This is a genomic window from Rhodovulum visakhapatnamense (genome assembly GCF_004365965.1).
GTDB lineage: Bacteria > Pseudomonadota > Alphaproteobacteria > Rhodobacterales > Rhodobacteraceae > Rhodovulum > Rhodovulum visakhapatnamense.
In genome coordinates this window covers 1-3,711 of sequence record NZ_SOEB01000066.1, presented here as the reverse complement: position 1 = coordinate 3,711, position 3,711 = coordinate 1, and the positions used below count along the sequence as shown (strand labels likewise).

General features: G+C 58.0%; 2 protein-coding genes. One reads left to right on the top strand and one right to left on the bottom strand.

Annotation, left to right across the window (positions count from 1 at the left end; genetic code table 11):
• Window positions 1-47 precede the first annotated feature (47 nt).
• The gene (locus EV657_RS21210; protein WP_038070180.1) at window positions 48-2,930 is read right to left on the bottom strand and encodes a Tn3 family transposase; all 2,883 of its coding nucleotides are present in this window, start codon (window positions 2,928-2,930) and stop codon (window positions 48-50) included.
• A 160-nt stretch (window positions 2,931-3,090) separates the two neighbouring features.
• Between EV657_RS21210 and EV657_RS21205 the strand changes: the two genes are divergently transcribed.
• On the top strand, window positions 3,091-3,678 hold the full coding sequence (locus EV657_RS21205) for a recombinase family protein (RefSeq protein WP_134079839.1): 588 nt from the start codon (window positions 3,091-3,093) through the stop codon (window positions 3,676-3,678).
• Window positions 3,679-3,711 lie beyond the last annotated feature (33 nt).

Below are 3,711 nucleotides of genomic sequence, written 5' to 3'. Positions count from 1 at the left end.
GGGGTCTGTTGCCGGAGGGGGCAGAATAGTACGCTAAGGCGGTTTGATCATCTTTTGGGCCATCTGTATTCGCCAGTGAGCAGGATGTGGGCCCATCCGAGGGGTGAGATATGCGCCAGAAGGTCTGGTGTGCAATACAATCCATCGCGGCGGCGGCCATTGACTGCCTGCCCGAGGTGCTTGGTGTTCCAGTAAATGATGATCGCGGCGAGCAGATTCAGCCCGGCCATTCGGAAGTGTTGTCCCTCGGTTGTTCTATCGCGAATTTCACCTTGGCGGCCAATGCGTAGGGCGTTCTTGAGGGCGTGATGTGCTTCGCCCTTGTTCAGACCTATTTGCGCGCGACGTTGCATGTCGACGTCCAGCAGCCAGTCGATGATAAACAGTGTCCGTTCAACCCGTCCGATTTCACGTAGCGCGACGGCCAACTCATGCTGCCGGGGATATGCAGCGAATTTCCTTAAGAGTTGGCTTGGGGACATCGCGCCCGCCACCATTGTGGCCGTGCTGCGCAGGATATCTGACCAATTTGAGCTGATAACGGGTTCCCTAACCTTGCCGCCGATCAACCCCTTCAATTCTTTCGGGCAGGATGCTGGATCGAAGAGGTAGAGGCGTTTGGATGGCAGGTCCCGGATACGGGGGATGAACTGAAAGCCCAAAAGGGCGGTGACGGCAAAGACGTGGTCGGTGAAGCCGCCCGTGTCGGCATACTGTTCGCGGATTTTCTGGCCTGCGTCTGTCATTAACAGGCCGTCCAGGATGTAAGGGGCCTCGTTCACCGTGGCCGGGATGGTCTGGGTGGCGAAGGGGCCGAACTGGTCGGAGACATGGGTATAGGCTTTCAAACCGGGTTCATGGCCGTATTTGGCGTTGATCAGGTTGATCGCTTCGCCCTGGCGCGTGGTGGGGAAGAACTGCCCATCACTGGACGCGCTGGTGCCACCGCCCCAGAACTGGGCCATTGGCAAGGCGGATTGGCCTTCGATCACCATGGCCAGTGCGCGCGCCATCGCCTCGCTTTCAACATGCCACCGCGACAAGCGCGACAGTTGGAAATAGTCGTGGGTGTGCGTGGCCCCGGCCATTTTGGAGAGGCCAAGGTTAAGCCCTTCAGCCAGCAATACATTCAGCATGCCGACCCTGTCCTTGCATGGGACGCCAGTGCGCAGATGGGTGAAGGCCTCGGTAAAGCCGATCTCGTCATCCACTTCGAGCAGCAGGTCGGTGATCCTGATCTCTGGCAGGCGTTTGTAAAGGTCGAGCACCAAGGCGTCGGCCTCTTCGGGAACATCGGCAGTCAAGCGATCGATCTTGAGCACGCCATCTTCGATGGAGCCTCCCGGAATGGCACCGGCCCTGGCGGCGCGGGCCAATCGCTGTAAGCCGTCAGCCAAACGAGATTTACGATCTGCCAGCCATATTTCCGGCTCATATGGCATGGCCATTCTTGGCGTTACCCTGGCAACTTCGGCCGGAACCAGCGTGTCCTTGAGGTCGCCATACCTGCGGGAATGGGCAAGCCAGATGTCGCCGGCTCTGAATGCATCGCGCAAGTGGCACAGGACCGCCACCTCCCAGAGGCGGTGCCCATCATCTTTATTGAGGTGTCGATGCCATTTCGAGGTCCGGCGCAGAAAGGTCAGCGGGCGGTCGCCTGTGGTTTCCGTTCCCGCGACGATGCTGGCAGCTTCCAACAACGGTTCGGCAACCTGAGCGGCCTGAATATCAAGCGCCCGCAGCATGCGCGGCGCATAACGTCGGAAGCGATGATACCCGTGAACAACATGTGCCAGCGGATCGGCAGCCAATGTGTCGGTGAGTTGGGCAGCGGTGGCGACAAGCCCCCTGAGCGACAACCAGCCGCCTGCGTTTTGAACGGCATCGATGAGGGAGGCCTGATCTTCATGTGCCTCCAGCAGCGCTGATCCATAATTAGAGAAGCCCTGCAAGGTGTCTTTCAACGCGGCCTTGGCATCATCTGCACGGGCATCGCATGCGCGTTTCGCCTCACGCCACGTCCTTCCAACAATACGGTCATGGGTCTCGACCACTGCATCGGCAATGGCGCTGTGCCATTCCAAAGCACAGACCGCGAGGATGGCAAGGCGACGATCACCTGAAATATCCCGTAGATCACCGGCGAAATATCGTTCCCCTTGCCGTCGGAGGCGCGCGATACGGTGGGGTGGCACACCGGCAAGGATAGATCTTTCCACGGGCATGCCCTGCAAGAATTCCAGCCGATCAAGTAGGCGGTTCATGTCGGCTGAGTTCTGCCCCACCTCAAACTGGCGCAGCCAGACGAAGCGGGTGACGGAGCTGTCTACGGTTTCCGTCAACAGGGCATCAAGTCGGCTTTGTGTCTCATCATCCAGTCGGTCAGCAACCCGCGTGTCAAGCCGTCGCTCGGCAGCAACGAGTGCGTCCGCGCAGAGGCGTTCAATAACCGTAATCCCAGGCAGAATGGTCTGGGTTGCCCGACATTGCTCTACAAAACGCCGTGCCAAATCCTCGTTCGACCGAGCGGTTTCGGCTTCGTTCTCAAGCCAGGCCTTCAGATCGCGCGATCCTCGGCCAGTGAACATCTTGTATCCGTAAATCTCACGCAGAGTGGCCAAGTGTTCGCGGCGCGTTTCGTCCCGTGTCGCATATTCCACCAGATCATCAGGCTTCAGTCCGAGTTGCGCAGCCAAAAATCGTGACAAGGCCGCAGAAATAACCTCGCCTGGCGCGAGCAACCGACCAGGGTATCGCAATGCGCAAAGCTGAAGGGCGAAGCCGAAACGATTATGGGGACGACGACGGGCGCGAATGATTTCCAAATCATCATCTGCCAGCGTGTAGTGACGCAGCATCGCCGTTTCGTCGGTCGGCAGATCAAGCAGCGCTTCCCGCTGGCGGTCAGTGAGCATTTTCCTGCGGGGCATGTGGTTCCTTCCAAGATCAAAGCGGCTGTCCGTAAGAGGTTCCTTCACCGGACATGTATTGCAAAGGTTGGCAGGGTCAGAGAAACCACACCTCAGAATATCTCGTATAGGTGGTACGATTTGATTCGCATATGCCGCCCCTTAATCGTACTTTAAAGCTATGACTGTGACCAAAATTGGCTATGCCCGCTGCTCGACTGACAAACAGGACCTGACCGCACAACGGCAGGCCCTATGCGCCTTGGGCGTATCAGAGGATCTCATTTATACTGACCACGGGCTGACGGGCACCAACCGCGCCCGCCCCGGTCTCGACCAAGCACTAGCTGCCGTCCGGGAAGGTGACGTGCTGGTCGTGCCAAAATTGGATCGCCTTGCCCGGTCCGTCCCCGATGCACGTGCGATCGCAGATCAGTTAGAGAAAAAAGGCGTCAAGCTCGCGTTGGGGATTTCCATCTACGACCCAACGGACCCAATGGGTAAAATGTTCTTCAACATTCTGGCCACATTTGCTGAGTTTGAAGCCGACCTCATCCGGTTGCGGACCAAGGAGGGCATGGCTATCGCACAGGCAAAGGGCAAACTCCGGGGGAAACAGCCGAAACTCTCTGAAAAGCAACAAAAAGAACTCGCACGCATGCATGCCACCGGTGACTATTCCATCAGTGACCTGGCAGAGGTCTTTGCGGTCTCAAGGCCAACGATCTACAGAACTTTGCACCGCACAGGAGCCAAAATCAGCCCTTAGCGTACTATTCTGCCCCCTCCGGCATCAGACCCC